Origin of the sequence: Nocardia sp. NPDC019395, from assembly GCF_040632335.1 — a bacterium.
Classification (GTDB): Bacteria; Actinomycetota; Actinomycetes; order Mycobacteriales; family Mycobacteriaceae; genus Nocardia.
The window spans coordinates 225,710-251,302 of sequence record NZ_JBEYBT010000005.1; the positions used below are offsets into that span (position 1 = coordinate 225,710).

Below are 25,593 nucleotides of genomic sequence, written 5' to 3' on the forward strand. Positions count from 1 at the left end.
GGCGCCGATATCGCCTGGCTAACCGAACAACCAGTCGACACCCTTGATGAACGCCAGATCCAATCCGCTGATGAACGCGACCATGAAGATCACGAACACCAGCACAACGGTCGTATAGGTGACCATCTGCTTCCGGTTGGGCCAGATAACCTTCCGCAGTTCCGCGATCACCTCACGCAGGAACTTGAACAAACGCTTGAACGGATTCCGTGACCCGCCCCGCTCCGCTCCGCCGGACTTCTTCTCGGCTTTGCGTGCGGGCCGATCGATGGTCGCGATCGAACCGGTATCGGATGCGCCCGACGAGGCGGACCGGCTCCGCCGAGCGGAACGCTTTCCGCTCGGCCGCTGTGCGGCGGCGGTATCGTCGCCGTCGTCGGCGCCATATTCGCCGCGGCGAGTGTCCCGCTCGTCGGTCACGTCGATCCTCTCTCATCGCCGGCATCCAGGGCAGGGGCGACAGGACTTGAACCTGCAACCTGCGGTTTTGGAGACCGCTGCTCTGCCATTTGAGCTACGCCCCTTCGGCTGAACCCCGACACTGCCGGGCAATCCAGCCACACTGCGATATTCAGTTGTCGGCACTCGGGTCACACAACACGCGCGCCGCTCCGGCAGATGCCGGCCCCGTTGGCGGGGACCGGTCCTACCGGATCGACTCGAGCCTACTCAGCCGGTGCGGCCGATACTCGAGAACCCCGCCTGGAACCAGCCTTGCAGAGCAGCGCGCATCGGCTGGTGACCCCAGAATCCCGAGTGTACGGCACGGCCGCCGACAGAAGCCAATCAGGGCCACTCGTCCAGGTCAGGACAACTGGACGGTCGCGGTCGCACGGCCGAAGATCTTGCGACCACCGGACTTCGCCACGATCGCGATAACCGCGGTCCGGGTCTCCGGATCCACGGATTTGACCTTGCCGCTGTACTCGACCTCGGCCGGTTCGGTAGCGCTCACGAACACCGGGCTGGTGAATCGGACGTTGTACTCCTTCACCGAGCCCGGATCGCCCAGCCACGACGTGACGAACCCGCCACCCAGGCCCATGGAAAGCATGCCGTGCGCAACGCAGGTGTCCAGATCCACGAGTTTCACGACTTCGTCGCTCCAGTGGATCGGATTGGCGTCACCGGAGACACCGGCGTAGTTCACCAGGTCCCCGCGGGTGAGCCGGACCGTCCGCACCGGCAGTTCGTCCCCCACGGAGATCTCGTCGAACGAGCGTGCGAAACGAGTCGCCGGGACCTTGCTCACAGCGGGAGCCGGCGGCGCGGGATGCGACCGCGGGGTGTGGTCGGGGAGCGAGGAGTCCATGCCGTGCATGAGAACCTTGCGGACGGCGTCGTTGAGGTTGGGATCGATATCGCCGCCGCTGCGGCCGACCAGCGTCGTGTAGGTGGTGAGAACCAGCTCGTCGTGCTGATCGGTGACGATGTTCTTGGTCACGATGATGTCGCCGCCGAAGGCCTGGCGGAACGAATGCAGAAAGACATCACAGGTCAACCGGTCGCCGACGATGATCGGCCGGTGGAATTCCAGGATCTGGTCGGTCTGCATGATCTGGCTCAGGTCATAGCCGGTGACGACCGTTTCGAAGAGTTTGCGCTGAGCCAGGATGCCGATGAGGGATATGAAGGTCAGCGGGGCGACCAGACCGTCGTAGCCGAACTCCAGGGCGATATCTTCGTCCCAGTGCACCGGGTGGCTGTCCTGGACGGCGCGGGCATATTCGCGCACCTTCTCGCGGCCGACCTCGTAATAGTCGTCCACACGATAATGGTGACCGACCATGGCAGCCGCATGGGCGGCGGGATCGAACTCCGCTTCCATCGCGACCACTTCGTCTGTTCCGGTGTTCGTTGTCACGGGAGGACTGTACCTATCTGACCCCGCAGCACGGAGTCTGCATGGCGGCTGGACATCAGTCCAGAAGGTGGTAGCCGGCGTAGCCGGAACGGAGACCGCGCAACCGCCCGATCAATATCGCGGCCTATCGCCGACCGCGAACGGGCGGCCGAACCGCCCATATGGGAACCATAACCGTCGCGCGCCGGACGTAGCCGACACCACGCCCGGAGGTCACGCGGTCGATAGACCGCGATACGACTCATCACACACGCGAACAGCCGCCCCACCGAGGGCCACCACCGCCGAGGCAATGGCGACCGCACGGGATGATCAGCGGGATTCGCGATGCGCCCGGTGCGTGCCGCAGTTCGGGCAGAACTTCTTCAGTTCCAGCCGATCCGGGTCGTTGCGCCGGTTCTTCTTGGTGATGTAGTTGCGATGCTTGCACTGCTCGCAGGCCAAGGTGATCTTTGGCCGGACATCGGTGGACTTCGCGGCCACGATATGCCTTCTTTCCGGTCAACCAGAGGGTCAATCAGTATGGGTAGCGATGGCCGGACTTGAACCGGCGACACAACGATTATGAGTCGTTTGCTCTACCGACTGAGCTACACCGCCTTACGTACCATCTGCAACGGCGACGTCGCGGCTTGAAGTGCAGAGTCGGACACCACCGGCAATCCGGCGAGCCCCCTAACGGAATCGAACCGTTGACCTTTTCCTTACCATGGAAACGCTCTGCCGACTGAGCTAAGGGGGCGCGACTTCTCCGCAGCGGAACCGGTGCACCCGTGCCCGTTGCCTCGAAGACTTGAACGAGAGTACACACTCACCGCCGAGAGCTCCAAACCGCGTGGTCAGAGCAGGTTTTCTGGTTTCATAACCGGGCGGATGGAACCCCTGGTACGACAGAACCCCCGCCGGATTTCACCGGCGGGGGTCCGTGGTGGCAGGTGTAGGATTCGAACCTACGTAGGCTTTCACCGACAGATTTACAGTCTGCTCCCATTGGCCGCTCGGGCAACCTGCCTCGTACCGCACTCCCGACCGCTCGCGATCACTTTCCGAGTGCGCTGAGCAGGATACAACGAACCCGCACCCGTAATGCAAACCGGCTGGCCAGATCGCACGAACAGCCGGTTTCGACGTGACTCGGCCCGGCGGCATCGACAGGTCGGCTCGAACCGGCAGGATTCGACACGGCGGCTCGGCACTGCGCGCGAACCGGGTAGCTTGCGTAAGCACCCACGGTGACCAACAGCGAACAGGAGCGCAGTGTGGCCGATTCATCATTCGATATCGTCAGCAAGGTCGAACGGCAGGAGGTCGACAATGCGCTGCACCAGGCCGAGAAGGAACTGGGCACGCGCTACGACTTCCGGGGAACGGGCGCCGGCATCGAATGGTCCGGCGAGGACAAAGTGGTACTGACCGCCGAATCCGAAGAGCGGGTCAAGGCCGCGCTCGAGGTTTTCAAGGAGAAGCTGATCCGCCGCGACATCTCCCTCAAAGCATTCGACGCGGGCGAACCTGTCGCTTCGGGCAAGACCTACAAAATCACCGGCTCGCTGATCCAGGGCATCGACTCCGAACATGCGAAGAAGATCTCCAAAAAGATCCGCGACGAAGGACCCAAAGGTGTCAAAGCGCAGATCCAGGGCGAAGAACTACGCGTGACCAGCAAGAAACGCGACGATTTGCAGGCCGTGATCTCCCTGCTCAAAGCCGAGGACTTCGGTATAGCCCTGCAGTTCGTGAACTACCGCTGAGTCCGGCCGGTTCAGCGCCCGGCCATTTGTTCCAGCCGTGCGATCCGATCGGACATCGGCGGATGAGTCGAGAACAAACGGGCCATCCGATCACCCGGACGGAACGGGTTGGCGATCATCAGATGCGATTGCGCGGTGAGCCGGGGTTCGGGCGGCAACGGTGCCGCCTGTACCCCGCGCTCCAATTTGCGCAGCGCGGACGCGAGCGCGAGCGGATCACCGGTCAACTCGGCGCCGGACTCATCTGCCTGATACTCCCGCGATCGCGAAACCGCGAGTTTGATCAAACCCGCGGCAATGGGCCCCAGCAGCGATAGCAGCAGGACTCCGATGAGATTAGGACCCGAGCCTCCCCGGTTACCCCCGAATGCGGCTGCGAAATACGCGAAATTCGCGAGCCCGGATATAACCGCGGCCATCGCACCGGCAACCGAGGAGATCAGAATATCCCTGTTGTAGACATGGGAAAGTTCATGTCCGAGAACGGCACGCAATTCCCGCTCGTCCAGAATCTGGAGAATACCGCTGGTACAGCACACTGCCGCATGACGCGGACTACGCCCGGTGGCGAACGCGTTCGGCGCGTTCGTCGGGCTTATATAGAGCCGCGGCACGGGCTGACGAGCAGTTGTCGCCAATTCACGCACGATCCGGTAGATCACGGGTGCCTCGATCTCACTGACCGGCTGCGCCCGCATCGCCTTCAACGCGAGTTTATCGCTGTTGAAATAGGCATAACCGTTCATCGCCACAGCCAGTAACACCGCGATTACCAGAATTGTGGGATTCCGGAACGCCGCGCCCGCCAACACGATGAGCGCGGAAAGACCGACCATGAGCCCGAACGTTTTCACACCATTCGCAAACCCGTGCCCGTGCATAGCACTCCTGTGTTCGTGGCGCGCCCAGAACGCGCGAATTTCGGCCAGAACCGCTACGCCGGATCAACGAGCAGACCTCCCTCGGAGTTCCGGTGTTGCCGATACCGCCACTTGCCACGTCGGTTCGGTGCAGGCCGAAACCGTGCCGACCTCGCTGGACTCGCGACCCCGCCGGGCACGTTTGTTCCGCACAGGCCCGAACCCTCCGCTGCCCGCCGACCTCACCCATCGCCACTGGGCGCGTTCGGCCCGGTGCGCGCCCAGGCTTCGCGGCTGTAGCCGCCCCCACCCGTCGCCGCCAGGCGCGTTTGATTCCCCTACCGCCAGTCAGTCCGCATCCGACCCCCACACCGTTTCCCCGCATGCGACCGGTCCACCTCGGTGGTTCGGGGCCCGTCTCGTTCCGGAGCGACCAGAGCGAAGGAGCGCAGCGACTGAGCGCCGGGAGTGAAGAACGAGACCAAGGGGGCCCCGAACCCGCGACGCCGCAGGCGGCGCCAAAAAACACAGAACCTTCACGGACTGCTCCGCCTACCACCTTCGCGGTCCAGCCCACCCACACCTTCACAACCCAGCCCACGCCCACACACGACCTGCCCCGCTTTCCACCTTCGCGGCTTGGTGTACCGAGTAAGCTCGCTCCCCTCGAGAGGCGCCCGTAACCCTCAACCCACCCGTTCGATCGTGTACTGAACCAGCCGAACCAGCGCATCGTTCGCCGGCCCCGGGGGAAGCGCTTTCAGCTCCGCGTGAGCCGTATCGGCATATTCGCGCAGTTTCTCCTTGGCCTGTGTCATCCCCGGCGACCGGCCGAGCAGTTCGAGGGCCTCCTCGACCTCCTCGTCCGATTCCAGCGGATGGTCCAGGAGATCGCGCAGACGATCACCGTCGGGACCTTCGTCGCGGAGCGCGTAGAGGACCGGCAGCGTGTGTACGCCTTCGCGCAGATCCGTGCCCGGGGTTTTACCGGACTGCGCCGATACCGAGGAGATGTCGATGATGTCGTCGGAGATCTGGAAGGCAGTGCCCACCGCGTCGCCGAGGCGGGCCAGGCGCTCCACATGGTCGGGGTCGGCGCCGGAGAACGTGCCACCGAAGCGGCCCGCGGCCGCGATCAGCGAACCCGTTTTCTCCCAGACCACCTTCAGGTAGTGCGCGACCGGGTCGGTCGCTTCGCGGGCGCCCATGGTTTCGCGCATCTGGCCGGTGACCAGTTCCGCGAAGGTTTCGGCGATGATGCGCACCGCGTCCGGTCCGAGAGTGGAGGTGAGACGGGACGCGTGGGCGAACAGATAGTCGCCGGCCAGGATCGCCACACTGTTTCCCCAGCGCGAGTTCACGCTCGGGGCGCCGCGCCGCATGGTCGCCTCGTCCATGACGTCGTCGTGGTAGAGCGTCGCCAAGTGCACCAGTTCGACGACCGTACCGGCGGTGAGGAGATCCGGATCGTCGGGCCGCGGGCCCAGCTGGCCGGTGAGAACGGTGAACAGCGGACGGAACCGTTTACCACCGGCCTTGGCCAGATGCAGCGCTGCTTCCTGTAGGAAAGAGGCACCCGCCGAGAGTTCCTCGACGAGTAACTCCTCCACTCGATCGAGGCCGTCGCGCACTGTCGCGGCGAGGGCGGTGTCTCCGAGGTCCACCCCCGCCACCACCGTGCCGGCTTCGCTCACAGCAGATGTGCTCATACCTTCTCCCAAGGACACGTCCGACCCCACGGTGATGAACCTAGCGTGTTCATGTCGGAACGCCCATGAACACCGTCACTGTATTCATTCGACCATGAGCGAGACCGCGATCGGCCGGCACACCGGCGCGGAGGCCGCGGCGCGGGCGAAGATATCGCACTACCGCCTCCGGGCCCGACTCGCTCATGGTGTGCACCGTACCGCCATCGACAGCACTGTCGGCGGCCTGTAACTATTGACCGCATGGGTGCACCCGAAGCCACACCAGCCGATAGCGACCGGGGCGCGCTGCCCGCACGCGCAGAGGTGCTGGTAGTAGGCGCGGGTCCGGCGGGTTCGGCGGCCGCGGCCTGGGCCGCGCGGGCAGGCCGTGAGGTGCTGCTGCTCGATTCGGCGGTCTTCCCGCGGGACAAAACCTGTGGTGACGGGCTGACCCCGCGCGCCACCGCCGAGCTCGAACATCTGGGCTTGGGGGAATGGGTCCGCGCGCATACCGTCAACCACGGTTTGCGGATGACCGGGTTCGGCCGGGAGGCCCTGCTGCCCTGGCCGGCGGGTTCGTTCCCCACCTACGGCAGCGCGATACCCCGCACCGAACTGGACGACAAATTGCGCGATACCGCCGTGAAATCCGGTGTGCGGATGTTCGACGGCGCGAAGGTCGTGGAGGTCGCGCGTGACGGGGATCGGGTCACCGGGGTGGGTGTCCGCACGGGTGATTCGGTATCCGAAATCCGTTGCGAGACTTTGATCGTGGCCGACGGTGTCCGCTCGCCCGTCGGCAGACTTCTGGGCCGCACCTGGCACCGTAAGTACGCCTACGGGGTGGCCGCGCGGGCCTATATCGCCTCCGGTCGCAGTGACGACCAGTGGATCACCTCGCATCTGGAGCTGCGCAACGCCGAGGACGAGCTGGTGCCCGGGTACGGCTGGGTTTTCCCGCTCGCCAACGGGGAGGTGAATATCGGGGTCGGATCGCTGGCGACCGAAGCGCGGCCCTCGCATATCGCGTTGAAACCACTCCTGGAGCACTACACCGCGCTGCGCCGCGACGAATGGGAGTTGACCGGGTCGTTGCGGGCGGTGTCGTCGGCGCTGCTGCCGATGGGTGGTGCCGTATCGGGTATCGCGGGCCGCAACTGGGCGCTGGTCGGCGATGCCGCGGGTTGTGTGAACCCGCTCAACGGCGAAGGGATCGACTACGGGCTGGAAGGCGGGCATATGCTCGCCGGCCTGCTGGACGAACCCGATCTGACGCGGTTGTGGCCGGAGTTGCTGCGCGCGAAGTACGGCCGCACCTATTCGGTGGCGCGCCGGATCGCCGGGCTGGCCACCCATCCGCGGATGGTGCCGCTGGGCGGTCCGCCGGTGATGCGGTCGAAGTTGTTGCAGCGCACCGCTGTCCGGGTGATGGGGAATCTGGTCACCGACGAGGACGTGGATCTGACGGCCCGGGCATGGCGCACGGCCGGGCGCGCATCGATGCGTTTCGACGAACTGGTCCCCTTCGGGTAACGCCGATGGCTGTCCGGCCGGTACCTCAGGACCTGCTCCCGCATCCGCGCCGGGCGCGCGATTTCGTCGACCGTGAGTACACGCGGACGCTGGGCCCGAAGGGTATGGCCGCCGCCGGGTGGACGCGCCTACCTCGACCGCTTCCTCTCTGCGAAGGACTCTGAGGGTAGGTCCCCGGGGCCGCCGGTAGCCGCCCCGGGGAGGGCATCAGGCGCTCGCGCGCTCCTGGAACCATTTCAGGACGAATTTGCGTTCGCTTTCCACGACCCGCCGCTGCAACTGTTCGGCCAGCGGTTCGATGGCGCCGCCGACCAGCGGGACCTTCACCTTGACCGACCCGGAAACCACCAGTTCCGAACCTTCCGCGGCGGGCCGCAGCCGATAGGTTCCGGTCATTTCCGAGGAGATGGCCGACGAGGTGCCCTCGAAGGTGCCCTCGGCGGTATCGCCGGTCAGCGGTTGCCAGTTGTCCACGCGGGTGACGACGAGATCGCTTTTGAGCACCTTGCGGACGATGCCGGGAATTTTGTCCGGCCGGATCTTCTCGCTCATCGCGAGCCGGATGGTGCCCGGACCGCCCGGATGGGTCAGGTCGAGGGTGGCTGTCTGCGCACCGGCGAAGCGATCGCGCCACAGTTCTTCCCCGGTGAGCGCGGCGTGGAGGTCGGCCACCGGGATCGGATAGGACAGCGTGAAGCCGAATTTTCGGGCCATGAGCGCCACATTAGCCGACCCGGCCGGGCGTCCCGCCGCCTTCGCTCCGGTCCTGTGCGGGCTACGGATGGGCTGGGCCCGACGCCGCCTATTAGGCTGTTGCGGTGCCGGAAGCCGGCCGCCCTCCATGGCGCCGGGATCCGGCGGCGGGTGGCTGTGAAAAGGCGCCCGAAGATCCCATCGACACCCACGACCGGCGGCCCTCGGCCGACGGTGTATCGCCCCGGAGGAGGTAGCGTGCCCGACCAAGCAGGAGTGGCCGAGCCGCCCGATCCGGTGCGGGAGCTGGACCAGCCCTCCGCCACCGAGCCGGTCCCCGCCGAGATCGCCGCGCCCGATACCCAGGCCGAACGCCTGCGGCGAGTGCGGTTGGGGGTGCTCATAGCGGCGGTATCGCTGAGTGTGCTGGCGGTGCTGCTGGTCCTGGCGGCTTGGCGCAACGACTACCTCATCGAATCCGACAAGGGCGAAACCACCGGTGAGGTGCTGTCGGCCGGACGGCTGCGGTCGGCGGTGATGTATGTCACCCCCGACGGCGTGACACACAACCCCAAGGTCGGCGTGCTGTATCCGACCAACCTGACCGCGGGGGAACGTATCAATGTCGAGTACAACCGCGCCGACCCCGATCTGGTCCGGGTCGCCGGACGTGATGTAAGGGTCGCGATACCCCCGGCCCTGTCGGTGCTGGCGACCATCTGGGCACTCACACTGCCGGCCCTGTGGCTGCTGCTGCGTGCGGAAACCGGTTCGATGAGTGTTCGCCGGATCTTCGATCCGGTGTCATATCGGCGACGCGCGCCGGAGGACCCCGACCGTTCAGACTGACCGGGTGCGCGTAGCCATCGTTGCGGAGTCATTCCTCCCGAATATGAACGGCGTCGTGAACTCGGTTCTGCGGGTGCTGGACCATTTGGACCAGCACGGGCACGAAGCGCTGGTCATCGCGCCCGATACGCTGCGCGGCCGCCCGCCCGCACCCCGCCGGGAGGGCAGATTCCCGGTTCACCGGGTCCCGGCGGTGATGGTCCCGAAGATCAGTTCGCTGCCGGTGGGCCTACCGCAACCGGGCATCGTCCGGGCCCTGGACGATTTCGACGCCGATGTGGTGCATCTGGCGTCGCCTTTTCTATTGGGCGCCGGTGGCTTGGCCGCCGCGCTGCGGCTGGATCTGCCCACGGTCGCGGTGTACCAGACCGATGTGGCCGGATTCGCCAAGAGCTACGGACTCGGTTTGGCCAGTCGCGCGGCGTGGGGGTGGACCCGCCGGATCCACGAAGGCGCGACCCGCACCCTGGCGCCGTCGAACGCGGCGGCGGAGAACCTGGCCCGGCACGGGATTCCGCGGGTCCATCGGTGGGCTCGCGGGGTCGATGCGGTGCGGTTCACGCCGGCGGCCCGCCGCCCGGAGTTGCGGCGGCAGTGGCTGCGCCGATCCAGTATGAGCGAGGCCCCTGTGTCGTTACGCGGTGCTGCCGCCTCCGGGCCCGACTCGCTCATGCGCGGCGGAGCCGACCGGCTGGTGGTGGGGTTCGTGGGACGGCTGGCGCCGGAGAAACACGTGGAACGCCTCGCGGTACTGGCGGGCGATCCGGCGGTTCAGCTGGTGATCGTCGGCGACGGTCCGGAGCGTCCGAAGCTGGAAGCGTTGCTGCCGGGCGCTGTTTTCACCGGCGAACTCGGCGGCGACGAACTCGCCCAGGCCTACGCGAGCCTGGACGTGATGGTGCATCCCGGTGAACACGAGACCTTCTGCCAAGGCGTCCAGGAGGCGCTGGCCTGTGGTGTGCCGGTGATCGGACCGGATGCCGGCGGGCCGCGCGATCTCATCTCTCCGTGCCGTAACGGCTATCTGCTGCCGGTCGACGAGTTCACCGTCCTGCTGCCCCGCACCGTCGCCGCGCTACGCGACCCCGAGCTGCGTGCGCGCTTCGCCGCCGCCGCCCGGAAATCGGTTCTGCATCGCACCTGGCCGGCGCTGTGTACCGAACTCATGGGGCACTACGCCGAGGTGATCGGCGCCGAGCACCGGTTACCGAGATCGGCCTGAGCCGATCCCAGTAGGGTCGGGATGTGGCGAATACGCAATCGGTCCGGGCCTCACTGGACAAGCAACCGCATGAGGTCGCTTCGATGTTCGACGGTGTGGCGCGGCGATACGACCTCACCAACACCGTGATCTCGGCCGGCCAGGACCGCTACTGGCGCTGGATGACCCGCAGAGCCATCGCCCCACGACCGGGCGAGCAGGTGCTCGACCTGGCGGCCGGAACCGGCGTGTCCACCGTGGAGCTGGGCAAATCGGGAGCGTGGTGCGTGGCCGCCGATTTCTCCCAGGGCATGCTCGCGGCGGGACGTTTCCGGAACGTACCCATGGTCGCCGGCGATGCCATGGCGTTGCCGTTCGCCGACAACTCCTTCGACGCGGTGACCATCTCGTTCGGCCTGCGCAATGTCGCCGATACCGACCTCGCGCTGCGCGAGATGCTGCGGGTCACCAAACCCGGCGGGCGGTTGGTGATCTGCGAGTTCTCCACCCCGGTGATCCCCGTCTTCAAGACCGTATATATGGAGTACCTGATGAAGGCGCTCCCGAAGGTCGCCCGGGCGGTGAGCAGCAACCCGGACGCCTACGTCTACCTGGCCGAATCCATCCGCGCCTGGCCGAACCAGCGGCAGTTGGCGCGCCGGGTCGCGGACGCGGGATGGTCCGGGGTGAAATGGCGGAATCTGACCGGCGGGGCGGTGGCATTGCACCGGGGATACAAACTCGGCAGCTGACCGCGGCTTCATCTACCTCACAGCTGTGATTTTCGCCGGTGAAGTGGAATGTGATGCGGCGATAACATCGGGCAAACCCGAGGAAACCGGTGGCGGGCACCATCGGGGGCATGTCCGAGGCATACGGCGTGAGCGAGTCAGGCTCGGAGGCAGTGGCGGGGCCTGCGCCGGGCACGACCAGGACGGCGTGCTCGTACTGCGGTGTGGGCTGCGGGATCGAGGTCAGGACCGAGGCCGATAGCACCGGCGCTCCGGTGATCGCCAAGGTCAGCGGGGACAAACTACATCCGGCCAATGCCGGGCGGCTGTGCACCAAGGGCGCCACACATCTCGAGCTGACCCGGACGCCGGGCCGGCTGACCACCGCCTATCGCCGGCCCGGCCGCGGGGTCGAACCGGAACCGGTCGGGGTGGACGAGGCCGTGGCCGAAACCGCGGCGCGGCTGCGCGGCATCCTGGACGAACACGGGCCCGACGCGATCGCACTGTATGTGTCCGGGCAGATGTCGCTGGAAGCGCAGTATCTGGCCACGAAGCTGGCCAAGGGATATCTGCGGACCGTACATATGGAAGCCAACTCCCGGCTGTGCATGGCCAGTGCCGGCACCGGGTACAAACAGTCGCTGGGGGCCGATGGGCCCCCGGGTTCCTACGATGATTTCGAGCACGCGGACCTGTTCTTCGTCATCGGCGCGAATATGGCCGATTGCCATCCGATCCTCTTCCTGCGGATGGCCGACCGGCTCAAATCCGGCGCGAAGCTCATCGTGGTCGACCCCCGGCGCACCGATACCGCCGCGCGCGCGGACCTGTTCCTGCAGATCGCACCGGGTACCGACCTCGCCCTGCTCAACGGGTTGCTGCACCTGCTGGTCGAGGCGGGCGATATCGATACCGAGTTCATCGCCGAGCACACCGAGGGCTGGGCCGCCATGCCGGATTTCCTGGGCGACTACACGCCGGAGCGGGTGGCCGCCATCACCGGGCTGGCCGAAGCCGATATCCGTACCGCAGCCCGGTGGATCGGCGCCGCGGGCGAATGGATGAGCCTGTGGACGATGGGGCTCAACCAGTCCACGCACGGCACCTGGAACACCAACGCGCTGTGCAACCTGCATCTGGCCACCGGCGCCATCTGCCGTCCCGGTAGCGGTCCGTTCTCGCTGACCGGGCAGCCCAACGCCATGGGTGGCCGGGAAATGGGGTACATGGGTCCCGGGCTGCCCGGGCAGCGCAGCGTACTGTCGGCCGCCGACCGCACATTCGTGGAAACCGCATGGGAACTGCCGCCGGGAACCCTGCGCGGCGAGGCCGGGACCGGGACAGTCGAGATGTTCCGCGGCCTGTCGGCGGGCACGATAAAAGCGGCGTGGATCATCTGCACCAATCCGGTTGCCACGGTGGCGAACCGGAAAACAGTTATCGCGGGCCTGGAAGCCGCCGAACTGGTGATCGCCCAGGACGCCTACACCGATACCGCCACCAACACCTACGCCGACCTGCTGCTACCGGCGACCCTGTGGGCCGAGGCGGACGCGACCATGGTGAACTCCGAACGCAACGTCACCTTGCTGCGACGTTCGATCGATCCGGCGGGTGCGGCCCGCCCGGATTGGCTGCTCATCGCTCAGGTCGCGACAGCCATGGGTTTTCCCGGGTTCGATTTCGCCTCCAGCGCCGAGGTATTCGACGAGTTACGGCAGTTCGCCAACCCGGCCACCGGCTACGACCTGCGGGGTATGAGTTACGAAACGCTGCGCGAAGGTCCCGCGCAGTGGCCGTGCCGCGATACCGCACAGCGCCGCAACCCGATCCGCTACCTGAACGACGGCGTGAGCCAGACTCTGTTCGTCGACGACGAGGGCCGCCGCCCCCGGCTGGCCTTCCCCACACCGAACCGCCGCGCCGTGTTCTGGCCGCGGCCGCATATGCCGCCGGCGGAAATGCCGGACGACGACTACCCGTTCCTGCTCAATACCGGCCGCCTGCAGCATCAGTGGCATTCGATGACCAAGACCGGGCGAATCGGCAAACTCAACAAACTGAATCGCGAGCCGTTCGCCGAAGTGCATCCCGGCGATGCCCGCGAGCTGGGTCTGGCGGCGGGCGATCAGGTCGAGATCACCTCGCGCCGCGGACGCGCCGTACTGCCCGTCCGGATCAGCGACCGGGTACGCCCCGGCGGATGTTTCGCTCCGTTCCATTGGAACGACGAACAGGGCGAGTACCTGACGATCAACGCCGTCACCAACGACGCCGTCGACGCCGATTCTCTGCAACCGGAGTTCAAGGCGTGCGCGGTGGCGCTGCGGCGGGTGGCGCCGGTGATAGACGCGCGAACGCCCGAAGCGCCCGGCAGCCGTCCGGACCCCGCGGAGGCCGGGGCCGGGATTCACCCGCTGGCCGCGACGCTCGGCTTGGACGTGATGGCCACGCCCACCCTGAGCGAAACCGAACGGATCTACCTGGGCGGCTATCTCGCCGCCCTGCAGAGCCTGCCGGTATCGGGACAGCCCGTGCTCCCCGAATCCGCGCCCTTGTCGAGGCAGAGCCGGCTGTGGGTGGACGGACTGCTGGCGGGTATGTATTCGCGGGCCCAGACCCCGGATTCGGCGGCGGAAACCGATCCGGCGCCGGCGGAACCTGTCGTGACGGTGCTGTGGGCTTCGCAGACCGGTAATGCCGAGGAGTTCGCCGCCACCGCGGCCCACCGACTGACCGAATCCGGTTTCCGGCCCCGGCTGGTCGATATGGATTCCTGCGACCTCGCATCGCTGACCGGTGATGTCCTGGTGATCAGCAGCACGTTCGGCGACGGTGGCCCCCCGGACAACGGCGCCGATTTCTGGACCCGGCTCGACGAGAGCGCTGTGCGGCTCACCGGTCTGCGGTTCGCGGTATTCGCGATGGGCGATTCGTCCTACGACGATTTCTGCGGGCACGGCCGCCGATTGGATACGGCATTCGCCGAACGCGGCGCCACTCGGCTGCTGCCCCGCCTGGACAGTGAGCCGGAATTCGCCGAACCGGGGGCGGCGTGGCTGGACACGGTGATCGCGCTGCTCACCGGCTCCAGCGGTGGATTCGGCACGGACTCCGACGGCCGGCCCGGTCCCGGCGCGGGCCTCGGCGATGGGGCCGGTGCCGGACACGCGCGAGAGAGCGCCGGAGTCCCGTCCAGAGGCGGCACCGCGATCAGTGTTCTGGAGCGCAGCGCGCCCGCGCGGACACATCCTGCGGCAGCGGCCCCGTTCACCCGGGCCGCGCCGATTCCGGCCCCGCTGACCCGCAACGAGGTGCTGACGACACCGGATGCCGCCAAGGAGGTCCGGCGTATCGCCTTCGACCTCGGTGGATCGGACGCCCGCTATGAGGTGGGCGATTCGCTCGGAGTGTGGCCGACGAACTGTCCGTCGCTGGTCACCGAATTCCTCGACGCGACACGGTTGGACGCCGGGCGGACAGTCACGGCGGGCGGTACCGAATCGACCCTGGAGCAGGCTCTACGGACGCATTACGATATCGCCAAGGTCTCCCGGGACCTGCTGGAATTCGTGGCCGAACACAACCCCGACAACCGGCTCGCGAAACTGCTGCGCCGCGACAACCGCAACGAACTGGCAGGATATCTGTGGGATCGCCAGGTGGTGGACGTCCTGCGCGACTTTCCGGTCCGGGCCGACCTGGTGGAATGGCTCGATGTTCTGAAAAAGCTGCAGCCACGCCAGTACTCGATATCGTCCAGTCCGTTGGTGAGCCCGGACCAGGTGGAGCTGACGGTGGGAATAGTCCGGTACGGCGATCCGCGGGCCACGGGCTCCGCGGCCCGGCGCGGCGGGGTGTGCTCGACGTTCCTGGCCGACCGTGCGGCGACCGCCCCGGTCCCGATCTTCCTGCAACGTGCCCCGCATTTCCGGCCGCCGCTGGATCCGTCCGTGCCCATGATCATGGTCGGCCCGGGAACCGGTATCGCGCCGTTCCGCGGTTTCCTGCACGAACGCCGCGCACTGGGCGCCACCGGGAAGAACTGGCTGTTCTTCGGCGACCAGCACGCGACCCAGAACTTCTACTACCGCGGCGAACTCGAGGATATGTTCCGCAGCGGGCAGCTGTCGCGGCTCGATCTGGCCTTCTCCCGCGATCAGCGGGAGCGGATCTACGTACAACACCGCATGATCGAACACGGTGCGGAACTGTGGTCGTGGCTACGCGACGGCGCACACTTCTATGTCTGCGGTGATGCCGCCCGGATGGCCAAGGATGTGGACGACGCCCTGCTGCGAATCGCCCGGATCCACGGCAAACTCGACGAGGACGGCGCGCTGGCTTTCAAGAAGCAACTGGCGGCCGAGAAACGCTATGTCCGGGACGTCTACTGACAGGGTGGCCGTTACCAGTCGGTGGGTTGTCGAACCTCGCCCGTCTCGACGGGTGCCGTCACCAGAGGTGTTCGTAGTGGAGAGCGACATCGGTGAGCAGGCCGATCCCCAGTAGTACGAAGATGATCCGCACCGATACCGGACCGTACCGCGTGACCACACGCAGCACCTTCCGGTAGACACGCCGAGCCGCCCGCGAGCGGCGGGTGGCCAGAACGAGAACAACCAGCGGCGGCACCAGCGCCAGTGCGCAGTATGCGACGACGATCAGCGGCCACAGCGGCGGTAACGGGTTCCGTGCCGAAATCATCGCCAGTCCCGCCAGATACGGGAGCGCCGTCGGCGCCTGGGCCAGTCCGATGGCCACCCCGAGCACACCGAGCAACCATGGGCGGCGCCGGAATGTCACGGTCCACGGCGGTGGTTCGGCCCGCGCGCCGGCGGGCAGGCAGGCGATAACGATGAGCGCGAGACCGAAACCCAGCGCACCCCAGGCACGGATCGTGGGGGTCAACTCGAAATCGACCAGATCGGTGAGGAAGTCGATCCCCAGCACCGCCAGCAGACCGAATGTCGTGGTGACCGCGAAAACTCCCGCGATAAAACTCACCCCACCGGGCACCGGCGATTTCCGGCCGAGTTTGCTGTCGACCACGATCGCGGAAGTAACACCCACCAGCAGCAGATCGAGCGAATCGATGAACGCGAGCCCGGCGAGCGCGAACAGGAGGGCGACCATGACGCCGTCAGCCTACGCGCCCGCGAACTACCGCCGGAGCGGCCTACTGCCCGACCGCGGCGTCTCCCGGGTGGCTCACCGCGCCGAGGGAATCCAGAAGGGGTCGCGACCGGTGAGCCCGAGCACCTTGTGCAGTGCCGGCGCCGCCGGGCCGATCGGCACGGACGGCCCGAACAGACCGGGCGTTCCCTCCGGCGGGGTGTCCTTCAGAAAGTCCAGGAGCACGGCCAGGTCCGAATCGTGCACCTTCAATTCCTGCCCGGTGGCCCGCGCCAGGTCCCAGGCATGGACGACCAACTCGTCCAGCGCGACACGAGCCGTGACAGCCGCCGGCATGGTGATACCACCGGCTTCGGTGTCACCGGACCACGCGGCGGGTTCCCGCCAGGCCCGCGACATAGCCCGCAGCCGGGCCGGGACCAGGATGCGCCACTGCGAGTCGAGCGTTGCGCCGGTGCCGAACTCGGGTGCGGCCGACGACCCCGCCGTTTCCTTGGTGGCGGCCGCGCGGAACGCCTCCGCCAAACCTTCCACATGCTCGAGCAGGGCACGAACCGGGATACCGGCGGGAGTGAGTCGGTCGAGTTGCGGGTCGTCGATCGCGGTGACGATATCGGCCAACGCGTCCGAGGCGGGCGACAGGTCGAATTCGGGTTGCATACGGTCTCCTCGATTCAGGGCTGCTGTAGTCGAGACGAGACTGCCGACGCCGATTCATCGCCATCCGAACGGGCGATACGAATTGCCCGGCGAATCTACGCGTCGATCTTGGCGCGCACCGCGGAATGGAGTTCGCGCAGACCGGCGCGATCGGTGAGCACCTCGAGCACCCGGAACCCGCTGGCTCGACTCGCGAGCTCGGCGGTCAATTCACCCACCCCGACCTGCCGGTGCGGGATCCGGTACGCCGCGCACAACGCGGAGAGATCCATGCCGTGCGGGGTGCCGAAAACGCGCTCGAATACACCGGCGTACTGCGGGTCGCCCTGTTCGAGGAGTTCGAAGATACCGCCGCCGTCGTCGTTGGCGACGACAACGGTGAGGTCGTCGGGACGGGGTTCGCCGCGGCCGATCAGCAGGCCGGAAGCATCGTGCAGGAAGGTGAGGTCGCCGATCAGCGCGATCGTACGCCCGGGATGGTGCAGCGCGGCGCCGACCGCGGACGACACCGTGCCGTCGATACCCGCGACACCCCGATTGGACAGGACCCGCACGCCCGGTTTCGGCGCCGACACCAGCGCGGCGTCGCGGACCGGATTCGACGCTCCCAGCAGCAGCTGATCGCCGTCCCGCAACGCGTCCATGATCACCGCGGCCACATGCAGGCCGGTGGGTTTGGGATGGCGGGCCAGTTCCTCGCGCACCACCGTGCGGGCCCGCAGATCCAGTTCACGGCAACGGGCCAGCCATTCCGCGGCGGGTTCACCACTGGTTACCGCCCGGGTACCGGTACCGACCACATTGCCCGAAACATCGGGCCAGCGCGGGCCGGTGGTCAGCGCGTACACCGTGACCTCGGGATCGGCCAGCACCTTCGACACTTGCCGGTGCAGCGTGGGACGACCGGTGATGATCGCCTGCCGCGGTTTCAACAGCGATAACGCCAGCGGATGCAGCGCCGGGCCGTGCACGGGCGCGGTGGGTTCGGCGACCGTCGGCAGAGCCGCGAGTTCGGGACGGAGACCGGCGCCGTGCCCGGAGATCACCACGGTATCCGGGGTGAGGTCGATATCGAGCGGGACATCCAGGGTGGCGTACTGGGTCGCCGTCCAGGGCAGATCCACGCCTCGTCCGGCCGGTGTGGGCGCCTCGCCTCCGGGATCCGGGACCAGTGGTTCACGTAACGGGATATCGAAATGCACCGGGCCGGCATTGCCCGAGCGGGTCCCGCGGGCGGCGGCCAGAACCCGGCATACCGCGGAACGCCATACGCTGTTCTGCCGGGGATATTCGGTGGCAGGTTCGGCCTCGGCGAGACCGAGGCTGATGGTCGCCCGGACCTGGCTGCCGAACAGGCCCAGTTGTTCGACGGTCTGGTTCGCGCCGGTACCGAGCATCTCGTATGGGCGGTTGGCGCTCAGTACGATCAACGGCACCCGGGCGTAGTTGGCTTCCAGGACCGCCGGGCCGAGGTTCGCTACCGCGGTACCCGAGGTCATCACCACCGGCACCGGCGCACCCGAGGCGATGGAAAGGCCCACCGCCAGGAATCCGGCCGTTCGCTCGTCGATGCGCATATGCAGCCGGAGCTGACCGGCCGCGTCGGCAGCCTGCAGGGCGAACGCGAGCGGTGCGTTGCGCGAGCCGGGACACAACACCACTTCCCGCACCCCACCGCGGGCGAGTTCGTCGACGACTACCCGCGCTTGCGCTGTTGACGGATTCACGCCTCCAGCCTGTCAGACCCCGGCCGCCGCGTCTGCGTCACCCTGCTCACACCATGCGTGCTGGTCGCGCGGATATCCCCCGACCGCCGGCGTGGCTCCCGCGGATCCGATACCGCCCCGTAGAACTCCCCCCGTTGGGGACCTCGTCGTCGAGGCCCCCACGTACCGCGCGTACGCGCGGCGGAGTCCGTGCCGAAAGGCCGTTATCCGGCGTGCTTCTGCACCAGATCGCCGACCCGGGGCAGCGCCTCGATAACGTTCTTCTTGGCCGACGAACGCATCGAGTTGTACACCTTCTGCAGGGCGGGACGGCTGGAAGCCGCGGCCCGCGCGTCGGTGACGGTCAGCAGCGCCTCGGCCACCTCGTCACCCTTCGAGGCGAGCAGTTCGCCGAAGCTGCCGTTGGCGCCGGCCTGGTATTCGCCCCAGTACGGCTCGAGCTGCTCGAGCAGTTTGGGCGCCAGCGATTCCAGGGCGTCGGGCACGATGGACGGGCTGATCTTCTTGACCGCCGCGTACCCACCCTTCACGGCAAGACCAGAGGCACCACCCTTATCGGAGACCTCGGCATCCAGAACCTGGACGGCGTCGGCGAGGAAGGCCGGGCGCGTAGCCTCGTCAAGCAGTGATTCAGACAGTGCTGCAACCAATTTAAGGATCCTCCGGATCAGTACTCGTATGGACGGGCAACGCAACTATACGCACCACCCACACGAATGCATCTCCGCCCGCAGCACATACCGATTCAGCAGGAGACACCATGCGCTAGGCCCGGCAACCGCGAAACGCGATGCAGCCCCCCGGGGAGAGTCGACCCGGAACTTACGTACCCAGCGACGGTGCCGAGTTCAGCGAGGCAATTTGTTTGCATGCGACCCCGCCCCGTTCTCCCGCATGCGGCCGGTCAGCGTTGGTGGTTCGGGGCCCGTCTCGTTCTGGAGCGACCAGAGCGAAGGAGCGCAGCGACTGAGCGCCGGGAGTGAAGAACGAGACCAAGGGGGCCCCGAACCCGCGCCGCCGCAGGCGGCGCCAAAAACACAGAACCTTCCCGGACTGCCCTGCATTGCCTGCCACCTTCACGATTCAGCAACCCGCCGAAGGCGGCGCCGAAATCACGGCTGCCAGGGAAGCAGCTCCACCATCAGGCCTTCACTGTCTGCCAGAACCGTGCCTTCTTCGTCGATCAGCTCCGCGCTGATGAAGGTTTTCCGTCCCTCGATCCGCTCGACCCGGCCGCGCACAGTCAGCGGAGTGTCCAGCGGGGTCACTTTCCGGTAGTTCACATGGAGGAACGCCGTCCGGCTGATCGGCCGGCCCGCGTAGTGCACAGTCATACCGAAGAGATCGTCGAAAAGCAGCGGCAGCACACCGCCGTGCGCGGCGGAATTCCCGCCGAGGTGGAACCGGCGGAAGACACCCTGCATCACGATGCCGTCGGGTCCGGCCGATACCGTCCGCCAGGGCAGCATGAGCAGACTGCCGCGCCCGGGAAGGTCGGCGACACGGCCGGCCGGGCCCTGCCCCTCCGCGGCTCGGTACGGTTCGAGCAGATCGACCAGGGCGTTGACCCTGTCGCGCGCCTCGCGGTAGACCTCGGCCGGCGCGTCCGCGGAAACCGCGAGGTCCTGCAGTGTGCGCATGGCCGCCACGAATTCGCCGAATTCCGGCCCGGTCTGCGCCGGGGTGATCCGCGGCCATCCGCCGTGCCGGTCGTAATCGTCGGGCGAGGTCCGCTCCGATACCGCGGTGTCGGAGCGCTGCCGCACCAGCCGATCTTCGTCGACGAGGCCGTCATCGATCGTCGGTTGGGTCTGCTCGCTCATATATGCACGGTAACTCTGGGTTTTACGGCGTCCAAACGATTCGGCCGAGATGTGGTGAAGTCAACGCGGCGCCGCGACCCCCATCCCGCCTGATGTAATCACCCCCATGACGTTCAATCCGACGCTGTGGCGCGACGTGGCCGGGTTCGAGAACCTGACCGATATCACCTACCACCGGCATATCGAACAGGGCACCGTCCGGATCGCGTTCGACCGTCCCGAGGTCCGCAACGCCTTCCGGCCGCATACGGTCGACGAGCTCTACGCGGTGCTCGACCACGCCCGCACCACCGGCGACGTCGGCGCGGTCCTGCTCACCGGAAACGGCCCCAGCTCCAAGGACGGCGGCTGGGCGTTCTGCTCGGGCGGCGACCAGCGGATCCGCGGCCGTAGCGGCTACCAGTACGCCAGCGGCGACACCGCCGACACAGTCGACAAGGCCCGCGCCGGCCGGCTGCACATCCTGGAGGTACAGCGGCTCATCCGGTTCATGCCCAAGGTCGTGATCGCGCTGGTCAACGGCTGGGCTGCCGGCGGTGGACACAGCCTGCACGTGGTGTGCGATCTGACCCTGGCCAGCCGGGAACACGCCCGGTTCAAACAAACCGACGCCGATGTCGGCAGTTTCGACGGCGGCTACGGCAGCGCCTACCTGGCGAAACTGGTGGGTCAGAAATTCGCCCGCGAGATCTTCTTCCTCGGCCGCGCCTACACAGCCGAGGAAATGCACGCCATGGGCGCGGTCAACGCCGTGATCGACCACGCCGAACTCGAAGACGTCGCCCTGGAATGGTCCGCGGAGATCAACGGGAAGTCGCCCCAGGCCCAGCGCATGCTCAAATACGCCTTCAACCTCGCCGACGACGGCCTGGTCGGCCAGCAACTCTTCGCCGGCGAAGCAACCCGCATGGCCTACATGACCGACGAAGCCATCGAAGGCCGCGACTCCTTCCTCGAGAAGCGCACCCCCGACTGGACCCCCTACCCCTGGCATTTCTGATCACAACACCGATCGCCACCGCCTAAACTCTCGGGCGATGGACATCCTCAGTAGCCGGATAATCCTGCGCCCCCGCGACTACGCGACCACCGTCGCCTTCTATCGCGAGGCTCTCGGCCTGGCGATCGCCCGGGAGTACCCCGGTGGCACCGTGTTCTTCGCCGGCCAGTCGTTGATCGAGGTGGCCGGTCACGGCGGTTCGGAGACCGATCCGGAGGGCTTCGCGGGCGCCATCTGGTTGCAGGTGCGTGATGTCGGCGCCGTCGCCGTAGAGCTGGCGCTCAACGGAGTCTCGATCGACCGCGCGCCCGTGAGCGAACCGTGGGGTCTGATCGAGATGTGGTTGAAAGACCCCGACGGCGTACCGATTGTGCTGGTCGAAGTGCCGGACGACCATCCGTTGCGGCGCGATAACCGCTGACCGGGATCCGGTTCCGATTCTTGCCGGGTTGCCAACTCCCCGTCCGCCGGGCGACGATACGATCGGATGGCCGCCCGATCACCGACGCCCGGTGCGACCCCTTCGTACCGTCCGACGAGTGAATCGCAGTTCCATGTCTGGCCAAGACCGATCCGACCATCCGGCGCCCTGTACCGGCAGCGCCGACCCCTGCTGTACGGAGCCCTGGCGACGTGACAACATCGCAACCGTGAGCGAGTACAGCGAGCGCACCACGGTTTTCCGGTTCACCGGAGACAAGGCGCGGCCGTGACGAAAACCCTGCGTACCCTGCCCATACCCACCGGCAGCGGAGTCAGCGACGTACTGCCGCATCTGCGGCAGGTTCTCGACGGAAGCGGCTCGGCGGCCTGGCTGCCGGTCCCGACCAGCGATCGCCGCGAGGCCCGCCGGCTGGGTGACGCACTCGCCCCCGGCGAGCCGATCGCGGACGATATCGCGCTGGTCGTCACCACCTCCGGTACCACCGGTGTGCCGAAAGGCGCCATGCTCACCGCGGCCGCGTTACGCGCCAGCGGCGATGCCACCCACGAACGGCTGGGCGGTCCGGGCAACTGGCTGCTCGCGCTACCCACCCATCACATCGCGGGCCTCCAGGTGCTGCTGCGTTCCTTGCTCGCGGGCACGGAGCCGACGGTGGTCGATGTCTCCGGCGGTTTCCTGCCCGAGGCGCTCGCCGGTGCGATCGCGGGTATGCGCGGGGAACGCCGCTACACCTCGCTGGTGCCGACCCAGCTGGTCAAGGTGCTCGAGGCACCCGCCGTGACCGCCGCGCTGGCCGAACTGGACGCGGTACTGATCGGTGGCGCCGCGACGCCGCTACCGCTCTACGAGCGAGCCCGCGACGCCGGAATCAACGTCGTCCGCACGTACGGCATGAGTGAGACCTGCGGCGGCTGCGTATACGACGGTGTCCCGCTGAGCGGTACCCGGGTCCGGATCGAGGGCGGGCGGATCCTGCTCGGCGGTGCCATGCTGGCGTCCGGATACCGCAATATGCCCGATCACCCCGCCTTCGCCGAACCTGGCTGGTTCCGCACCGACGACGCCGGTGTGTTCACCGACGGTGTGCTCCGCGTACAGGGCCGGCTGGACGAAGCGATAAGCACCGGCGGCCTGCTGGTGATCCCGCAGGTCGTGGAGGCCGTGCTCGCGACCCATCCCGCCGTATCCGAATGCGTGGTCCTGGGCTTGCCCGACGAACGTCTCGGACAGCGGGTAGCTGTCGCGGTGGTCCCCGCGCCGGGCGCGGCGCCGACCCTCGACGACCTCCGCGACCATGTGCTGGCCGAACTGGATGCCGTCGCCGCGCCCCGCGAGCTCACGCTCGTCGACGAGATCCCGCTACTGGGCCCGGGTAAACCCGACCGCGCCGAACTGCGCAAACACCTATTGGCCGGTTCGGCTTCCTGATTCGCGGTCCCGCTCAGGGCTCCTCATCGGCGTCGGCGCCGTCGTAATCGTCCCCCAGCGGCACCGGGATGGCCTGTTCGGCGATATCGGCGGGGTTGGCGTCCCACACATCGCGGATGCCCGGAACGGACGAGGTGGCCTCCGGAACCGGCATATCCTCCGGAACCGAGCCCGGATCGATATCGGTGTACGGCGCGTCGTCGGGGTAGGCCGGCGCGTTCTGTTCGGCACGGTCGGCCTCGGACATCGCGTCGAAGGCGCCGGGTTCCGCCGTATGGGAAAGCTTGCGCTGGGCCATGGTGGGCTCCTCTCCTCCGTATCGGCCTCGCCGGGCGAATACCCGCCGAGAGGAAGATCAGTCCAACTGATGTCGAGAATGCCCCCGATAGCCCGATCCGGCAAGTAACGGTCGTCCGGCAGACCGCGCCGCTGCGTGCGCGGGCTCCGCCCGGCCCCGAGGATTAGGCTTCGAGGATGCCTACCGCAGCACAATGGATCGAGGGCGCCCGGCCCCGCACTCTGCCGAACGCGATCGCCCCCGTCCTCGCCGGTACCGGCGCCGCGGCCGCCATCGACGGAGCGGTCTGGTGGAAAGCGCTCCTGGCCTTGGGTGTTTCGATATCCCTCATCATCGGGGTGAACTACGCCAACGACTATTCGGACGGGATCCGCGGAACCGACGACGAACGCGTCGGCCCGCTGCGACTGGTCGGTTCCGGGCTGGCCTCGCCCGCGGCGGTCCGGGGCGCCGCCGTGGCGAGTCTCACCCTCGGCGCGGTGCTGGGCTTGATCCTGGCGGTGTTGTCGGCCTGGTGGCTGATCCTGATCGGCGCGGTCTGCCTGGCCGGCGCGTGGTTCTATACGGGCGGGAACAAACCCTACGGTTATCGCGGTTTCGGCGAGATCGCGGTGTTCGTGTTCTTCGGCCTCGTCGCGGTACTCGGCACCGAATTCGTCCAGGCCGGCCGGGTCGACTGGGCGGGCCTCGCGCTCGCGATCGGGGTCGGGTCGTTCTCCAGCGCGGTACTGGTCGCGAACAATCTGCGAGATATCCCGACCGATACGGAATCCGGGAAAACGACCCTGGCGGTGAAACTCGGCGATACCCGCACCCGCACACTGCACCTGGCCCTCATGGCGGCCCCGTTCCTGATGACTCTGATCCTGCTCGTGCGCACCCCGTGGGCGCTGGCGGGGCTACTGGCCGTCCCCCTTGCCGTACGCGCGAACGCCCCGGTCCGGGCGGACCGGGGCGGAATGGAATTGATCCCCGCGCTACGCGATTCGGGCCTCGCCATGCTGGCCTGGTCCGCGCTCACCGCGGTCGCGCTGTGGCTCGGCGGCTGACTCCTCAGTCGTCGGGAAGCAGGATCCCGATAGCCCAGTTCACCACGGTGATGACGATGGCACCGAGCAGCGCCGCCCAGAATCCGTCGATTCGCAATCCGTAATCGGTGGCCTCGGTGATCCAGGCGGTGAGCCACAGCATCAACGCGTTGATCACCAGCAGGAAGAGGCCGAGGGTCAAGATCACCAGCGGCAGCGAGAGCAATTTCACGATCGGTTTGACGAAGGCGTTCACCACTGTGAACACCACTGCCACCGCGAGCAGGACAATGATTTTCGCGCCGTTGCCCTGATCGGGCGGGGATACGATCTCGATTTTGCCGACCCATAGCGCGGCCAGCCAGATGGCGAAGGCGGTGCCGATCAACCGGAGTACAAGCTGCATGCCCCATGCTAGGCACAGCGCGGTATTTAATGCGCGCCTTCGGCGGCGCGTGGCTGCGGGCTGTGTTCATGGCGCCATATCCGGTGGCGCGGGGCCGGAGCAGGTGGGAAGCGGCCGCTGACCGACTCCCAGCGCACTCTGGTGGCCGGGACCAGCATGGTCGAGACCGGGGAGTTGGGCTCGATATGGAGGCCTCCGACCGCCGAGAGCACGGTGTCAGCCAGGAACTCGCCGGGAAATGACGCCGCCTCCGGTCGCGGGGTCGGGGACTGCTGACCCTGGTCTGGAGGTAGGCCAGGTGACCCTGGGCTCGAGGTAGACCAGCCGATCCCGGTCCCGAAGTAGACCAGCCGACCCCGGTCCCGAAGCAGACCAGCCGACCCCGGTCCCGAAGCAGACCAGCCGACCCCGGTCCCGAAGCAGACCAGCCGACCCCGGTCCCGAAGCAGACCAGCCGACCCCGGAC

At 67.1% G+C, this 25,593-nt stretch carries 24 protein-coding genes and 4 tRNA genes; 11 read left to right on the forward strand and 17 right to left on the reverse strand.

Annotated elements, in window-relative coordinates:
* Positions 1-18: 18 nt before the first annotated feature.
* The 7 genes from secE to ABZ827_RS16680 all read right to left on the reverse strand — a co-directional run bounded on the left by secE (position 19) and on the right by ABZ827_RS16680 (position 2,876).
* Positions 19-420 carry a preprotein translocase subunit SecE gene (secE, locus tag ABZ827_RS16650; RefSeq protein ID WP_357237645.1) on the reverse strand — a complete coding sequence of 134 codons (402 nt, stop codon included), beginning with the start codon at positions 418-420 and terminating at the stop codon, positions 19-21.
* 31 nt (positions 421-451) lie between these two features.
* Positions 452-524, reverse strand: a tRNA-Trp gene (locus ABZ827_RS16655).
* Positions 525-805: 281 nt separating this feature from the next.
* Positions 806-1,828 carry a fused (3R)-hydroxyacyl-ACP dehydratase subunits HadA/HadB gene (locus ABZ827_RS16660; RefSeq protein ID WP_357237729.1) on the reverse strand — a complete coding sequence of 341 codons (1,023 nt, stop codon included), beginning with the start codon at positions 1,826-1,828 and terminating at the stop codon, positions 806-808.
* Positions 1,829-2,176: 348 nt separating this feature from the next.
* A complete protein-coding gene (rpmG, locus tag ABZ827_RS16665; protein ID WP_011211653.1) occupies positions 2,177-2,347 on the reverse strand; it encodes a 50S ribosomal protein L33 in 171 nt (56 codons plus the stop codon).
* 44 nt (positions 2,348-2,391) lie between these two features.
* Positions 2,392-2,464, reverse strand: a tRNA-Met gene (locus ABZ827_RS16670).
* Between the two features lie 69 nt (positions 2,465-2,533).
* Positions 2,534-2,606 (reverse strand) — tRNA-Thr (locus ABZ827_RS16675).
* Between the two features lie 184 nt (positions 2,607-2,790).
* Positions 2,791-2,876: transfer RNA gene (locus ABZ827_RS16680), tRNA-Tyr, on the reverse strand.
* A gap of 247 nt (positions 2,877-3,123) precedes the next feature.
* On the opposite strand from ABZ827_RS16680, the gene ABZ827_RS16685 reads away from it, so the two are divergent.
* A complete protein-coding gene (locus ABZ827_RS16685) occupies positions 3,124-3,615 on the forward strand; it encodes a YajQ family cyclic di-GMP-binding protein (RefSeq protein ID WP_357237730.1) in 492 nt (163 codons plus the stop codon).
* An 11-nt stretch (positions 3,616-3,626) separates the two neighbouring features.
* Here the strand turns inward: ABZ827_RS16685 and htpX are convergent, their stop codons facing one another.
* Both htpX and ABZ827_RS16695 read right to left on the reverse strand, forming a co-directional pair.
* Entirely contained in the window at positions 3,627-4,496 is an 870-nt protein-coding gene (gene htpX, locus ABZ827_RS16690; protein ID WP_357237646.1) for a zinc metalloprotease HtpX, read from the reverse strand.
* 665 nt (positions 4,497-5,161) lie between these two features.
* Positions 5,162-6,184, reverse strand: coding sequence for a polyprenyl synthetase family protein (locus ABZ827_RS16695; protein ID WP_357237647.1), 1,023 nt, complete (start codon positions 6,182-6,184; stop codon positions 5,162-5,164).
* A 94-nt stretch (positions 6,185-6,278) separates the two neighbouring features.
* Here ABZ827_RS16695 and ABZ827_RS16700 point away from each other — a divergent pair, with 94 nt between their 5' ends.
* Both ABZ827_RS16700 and ABZ827_RS16705 read left to right on the forward strand, forming a co-directional pair.
* Positions 6,279-6,416 carry a hypothetical protein gene (locus tag ABZ827_RS16700; RefSeq protein ID WP_357237648.1) on the forward strand — a complete coding sequence of 46 codons (138 nt, stop codon included), beginning with the start codon at positions 6,279-6,281 and terminating at the stop codon, positions 6,414-6,416.
* An 11-nt stretch (positions 6,417-6,427) separates the two neighbouring features.
* Positions 6,428-7,699, forward strand: a complete 1,272-nt coding sequence (locus ABZ827_RS16705) for a geranylgeranyl reductase family protein (protein ID WP_357237649.1) — start codon at positions 6,428-6,430, stop codon at positions 7,697-7,699.
* Between the two features lie 207 nt (positions 7,700-7,906).
* Here ABZ827_RS16705 and ABZ827_RS16710 read toward each other — a convergent pair whose 3' ends face one another.
* A complete protein-coding gene (locus ABZ827_RS16710) occupies positions 7,907-8,413 on the reverse strand; it encodes a DUF2505 domain-containing protein (RefSeq protein WP_357237650.1) in 507 nt (168 codons plus the stop codon).
* A gap of 324 nt (positions 8,414-8,737) precedes the next feature.
* On the opposite strand from ABZ827_RS16710, the gene ABZ827_RS16715 reads away from it, so the two are divergent.
* From ABZ827_RS16715 to ABZ827_RS16730, 4 genes are all read left to right on the forward strand, one after another.
* Entirely contained in the window at positions 8,738-9,241 is a 504-nt protein-coding gene (locus ABZ827_RS16715; RefSeq protein ID WP_357237731.1) for a DUF3592 domain-containing protein, read from the forward strand.
* Between the two features lie 4 nt (positions 9,242-9,245).
* Positions 9,246-10,463: a glycosyltransferase family 1 protein gene (locus tag ABZ827_RS16720; protein WP_357237651.1), complete on the forward strand. Its 1,218-nt coding sequence runs from the start codon at positions 9,246-9,248 to the stop codon at positions 10,461-10,463.
* A 23-nt stretch (positions 10,464-10,486) separates the two neighbouring features.
* Positions 10,487-11,194, forward strand: a complete 708-nt coding sequence (locus ABZ827_RS16725) for a demethylmenaquinone methyltransferase (RefSeq protein WP_357237652.1) — start codon at positions 10,487-10,489, stop codon at positions 11,192-11,194.
* Positions 11,195-11,304: 110 nt separating this feature from the next.
* The gene (locus ABZ827_RS16730) at positions 11,305-15,573 is read left to right on the forward strand and encodes a bifunctional nitrate reductase/sulfite reductase flavoprotein subunit alpha (protein WP_357237653.1); all 4,269 of its coding nucleotides are present in this window, start codon (positions 11,305-11,307) and stop codon (positions 15,571-15,573) included.
* A 58-nt stretch (positions 15,574-15,631) separates the two neighbouring features.
* On the opposite strand, the gene ABZ827_RS16735 is transcribed toward ABZ827_RS16730, so the two are convergent.
* The 5 genes from ABZ827_RS16735 to ABZ827_RS16755 all read right to left on the reverse strand — a co-directional run bounded on the left by ABZ827_RS16735 (position 15,632) and on the right by ABZ827_RS16755 (position 20,522).
* A complete protein-coding gene (locus ABZ827_RS16735) occupies positions 15,632-16,312 on the reverse strand; it encodes a GAP family protein (protein ID WP_357237654.1) in 681 nt (226 codons plus the stop codon).
* 75 nt (positions 16,313-16,387) lie between these two features.
* A complete protein-coding gene (locus ABZ827_RS16740) occupies positions 16,388-16,972 on the reverse strand; it encodes a TIGR03086 family metal-binding protein (protein ID WP_357237655.1) in 585 nt (194 codons plus the stop codon).
* Positions 16,973-17,067: 95 nt separating this feature from the next.
* On the reverse strand, positions 17,068-18,699 hold the full coding sequence (menD, locus tag ABZ827_RS16745; protein WP_357237656.1) for a 2-succinyl-5-enolpyruvyl-6-hydroxy-3-cyclohexene-1-carboxylic-acid synthase: 1,632 nt from the start codon (positions 18,697-18,699) through the stop codon (positions 17,068-17,070).
* Positions 18,700-18,902: 203 nt separating this feature from the next.
* Positions 18,903-19,349 (reverse strand): hypothetical protein, encoded by a 447-nt coding sequence (locus tag ABZ827_RS16750; RefSeq protein ID WP_357237657.1) that lies wholly within the window; start codon positions 19,347-19,349, stop codon positions 18,903-18,905.
* Between the two features lie 462 nt (positions 19,350-19,811).
* Complete coding sequence (locus ABZ827_RS16755) at positions 19,812-20,522, reverse strand: PaaI family thioesterase (protein ID WP_357237658.1); 711 nt, start codon at positions 20,520-20,522, stop codon at positions 19,812-19,814.
* 106 nt (positions 20,523-20,628) lie between these two features.
* Here ABZ827_RS16755 and ABZ827_RS16760 point away from each other — a divergent pair, with 106 nt between their 5' ends.
* From ABZ827_RS16760 to menE, 3 genes are all read left to right on the forward strand, one after another.
* A complete protein-coding gene (locus ABZ827_RS16760; protein WP_357237659.1) occupies positions 20,629-21,522 on the forward strand; it encodes a 1,4-dihydroxy-2-naphthoyl-CoA synthase in 894 nt (297 codons plus the stop codon).
* A 37-nt stretch (positions 21,523-21,559) separates the two neighbouring features.
* Entirely contained in the window at positions 21,560-21,943 is a 384-nt protein-coding gene (locus ABZ827_RS16765; protein WP_357237660.1) for a VOC family protein, read from the forward strand.
* 288 nt (positions 21,944-22,231) lie between these two features.
* Complete coding sequence (gene menE / locus ABZ827_RS16770) at positions 22,232-23,395, forward strand: o-succinylbenzoate--CoA ligase (protein WP_357237661.1); 1,164 nt, start codon at positions 22,232-22,234, stop codon at positions 23,393-23,395.
* Positions 23,396-23,408: 13 nt separating this feature from the next.
* On the opposite strand, the gene ABZ827_RS16775 is transcribed toward menE, so the two are convergent.
* Complete coding sequence (locus ABZ827_RS16775; RefSeq protein ID WP_357237662.1) at positions 23,409-23,693, reverse strand: hypothetical protein; 285 nt, start codon at positions 23,691-23,693, stop codon at positions 23,409-23,411.
* A gap of 176 nt (positions 23,694-23,869) precedes the next feature.
* Here ABZ827_RS16775 and ABZ827_RS16780 point away from each other — a divergent pair, with 176 nt between their 5' ends.
* A complete protein-coding gene (locus ABZ827_RS16780; RefSeq protein WP_357237663.1) occupies positions 23,870-24,742 on the forward strand; it encodes a 1,4-dihydroxy-2-naphthoate polyprenyltransferase in 873 nt (290 codons plus the stop codon).
* A 4-nt stretch (positions 24,743-24,746) separates the two neighbouring features.
* On the opposite strand, the gene ABZ827_RS16785 is transcribed toward ABZ827_RS16780, so the two are convergent.
* On the reverse strand, positions 24,747-25,127 hold the full coding sequence (locus ABZ827_RS16785; RefSeq protein ID WP_357237664.1) for a phage holin family protein: 381 nt from the start codon (positions 25,125-25,127) through the stop codon (positions 24,747-24,749).
* Positions 25,128-25,593 lie beyond the last annotated feature (466 nt).

Bases quoted from the DNA above. Each gene is read 5' to 3' on its own strand.
- ABZ827_RS16710 (WP_357237650.1), bottom strand. From the start codon at position 8,413: ATGGCCCGAAAATTCGGCTTCACGCTGTCCTATCCGATCCCGGTGGCC.
- ABZ827_RS16755 (WP_357237658.1), bottom strand. From the start codon at position 20,522: ATGAGCGAGCAGACCCAACCGACGATCGATGACGGCCTCGTCGACGAA.
- ABZ827_RS16740 (WP_357237655.1), bottom strand. From the start codon at position 16,972: ATGCAACCCGAATTCGACCTGTCGCCCGCCTCGGACGCGTTGGCCGAT.
- ABZ827_RS16730 (WP_357237653.1), top strand. From the start codon at position 11,305: ATGTCCGAGGCATACGGCGTGAGCGAGTCAGGCTCGGAGGCAGTGGCG.
- ABZ827_RS16695 (WP_357237647.1), bottom strand. From the start codon at position 6,184: ATGAGCACATCTGCTGTGAGCGAAGCCGGCACGGTGGTGGCGGGGGTG.
- ABZ827_RS16765 (WP_357237660.1), top strand. From the start codon at position 21,560: ATGGACATCCTCAGTAGCCGGATAATCCTGCGCCCCCGCGACTACGCG.
- ABZ827_RS16705 (WP_357237649.1), top strand. From the start codon at position 6,428: ATGGGTGCACCCGAAGCCACACCAGCCGATAGCGACCGGGGCGCGCTG.
- ABZ827_RS16785 (WP_357237664.1), bottom strand. From the start codon at position 25,127: ATGCAGCTTGTACTCCGGTTGATCGGCACCGCCTTCGCCATCTGGCTG.
- ABZ827_RS16735 (WP_357237654.1), bottom strand. From the start codon at position 16,312: ATGGTCGCCCTCCTGTTCGCGCTCGCCGGGCTCGCGTTCATCGATTCG.
- ABZ827_RS16700 (WP_357237648.1), top strand. From the start codon at position 6,279: ATGAGCGAGACCGCGATCGGCCGGCACACCGGCGCGGAGGCCGCGGCG.
- htpX (WP_357237646.1), bottom strand. From the start codon at position 4,496: ATGCACGGGCACGGGTTTGCGAATGGTGTGAAAACGTTCGGGCTCATG.
- ABZ827_RS16760 (WP_357237659.1), top strand. From the start codon at position 20,629: ATGACGTTCAATCCGACGCTGTGGCGCGACGTGGCCGGGTTCGAGAAC.
- ABZ827_RS16660 (WP_357237729.1), bottom strand. From the start codon at position 1,828: ATGGAAGCGGAGTTCGATCCCGCCGCCCATGCGGCTGCCATGGTCGGT.
- ABZ827_RS16775 (WP_357237662.1), bottom strand. From the start codon at position 23,693: ATGGCCCAGCGCAAGCTTTCCCATACGGCGGAACCCGGCGCCTTCGAC.
- ABZ827_RS16780 (WP_357237663.1), top strand. From the start codon at position 23,870: ATGCCTACCGCAGCACAATGGATCGAGGGCGCCCGGCCCCGCACTCTG.